This window comes from Streptococcus sp. HMSC066F10 (assembly GCF_001813805.1).
Classification (GTDB): domain Bacteria; phylum Bacillota; class Bacilli; order Lactobacillales; family Streptococcaceae; genus Streptococcus; species Streptococcus vaginalis.
This window is the reverse complement of record NZ_KV813976.1, coordinates 1-1,182: the sequence shown is the minus strand read 5'-3', so window position 1 is coordinate 1,182 and position 1,182 is coordinate 1. Positions and strand designations below refer to the sequence as shown.

General features: G+C 28.6%; 2 protein-coding genes. Both read left to right on the top strand.

The window, feature by feature from the left end; all coding sequences use genetic code 11:
* A partial coding sequence (locus HMPREF2933_RS10100) for a hypothetical protein (protein WP_186821707.1) occupies window positions 1-264 on the top strand: 264 nt, incomplete at its 5' end.
* Between the two features lie 206 nt (window positions 265-470).
* Window positions 471-998: a PcfB family protein gene (locus tag HMPREF2933_RS05255; RefSeq protein ID WP_070654313.1), complete on the top strand. Its 528-nt coding sequence runs from the start codon at window positions 471-473 to the stop codon at window positions 996-998.
* Window positions 999-1,182: the final 184 nt, after the last annotated feature.

Sequence of the window (1,182 nt, the reverse complement as noted above, 5' to 3'; positions counted from 1 at the left end):
GCATTTGAATTATATATTAATTTACCTTATATAGGTAACGACATTCAGGAAAATGATTATATCTACAAAAAAATTATTGAAACAGTTCAGTCAATGGACAATCTAGAGTATGGATTTTTAGATTTTGATGGTAACATCGAAAAAAGTAAGGAAAAATTATTAGAAGAACTTAGCAATAATTTCCATTCATATTATATTACGATTTTTAAGGATAAGATTATTAAAGCTGATTATGATTTTTGGGGTTTACCTGAAAATGAGTAGAAATAATAAAGATCATGTTATAACAGCTTATCCTATAAGATAAGAGCAGAAAAACAATAAAAGGTACAAATACCTAAGAAAGCCATAAAAACATCAAAATAAAGCATTCCACCACCGAGAAAAATAAAATAAAAACAATCAAAGGGAAGTATAGAAAAATTAAAGCCTATACTTCCCTTTTTTAATTCAAACAAAGGAGAGAAAACATGATAAACGAAGAAATAAGCAAAGAAGCAGGTCAAGCAGCACAAACCATAATAACATACACAATAAAGGCAGCAAAAGAGTCAATCAACTTAGACAAAGAAATAAGAAAAAAGATGAATGAAACTTTAGAAAAAGCAAATGGAAACATCAAAAGTCTTATTGGCGATGAAATGAAACTAAAAGACCTATATAAAAAAGGACAACTAGAAAATATAAGCATAGATCAAAGCGGCCTCAAAGACTTAAAAAAAGAACTAAACAAACTTGGAGTAAGTTTCTCAGTAATGAAAAACAAAGAAAGCCAAAACTATGAAGTATTTTTCCAAGCCAAAGACATAAAAGTGATGGAATATGTCTTTAAACAAGTCATAGCCAAGGAAAATAAAAAAGAAAAAGAAAGTATCCTAAAACAAATAAAGAAATACAAAGACCTATCCAAGAACAAGGATAAGACAAAAGAGAAAGTCAAAAGGAAAGTAAAAGAAAAAGTAAAACCAAGCAAAAAAGATATGACCAGAGAAATCTAAGGGAGTAACGAAAAGTTACACCCTTAAATAACCATAATAACAAGACTTCCGAAAAGCAGAAGTCCAGAATTTCGAAAATCGGAAATCAAGAATTTCGATTATCGAAAATCAAGAAAGGAGCAGATATGGCAACAAACAAAAGATATTATTGGATAAAATTAAAAGAAGAATTTTTCACAGACAA

Bases quoted from the DNA above. Each gene is read 5' to 3' on its own strand.
- HMPREF2933_RS05255 (WP_070654313.1), top strand. From the start codon at position 471: ATGATAAACGAAGAAATAAGCAAAGAAGCAGGTCAAGCAGCACAAACC.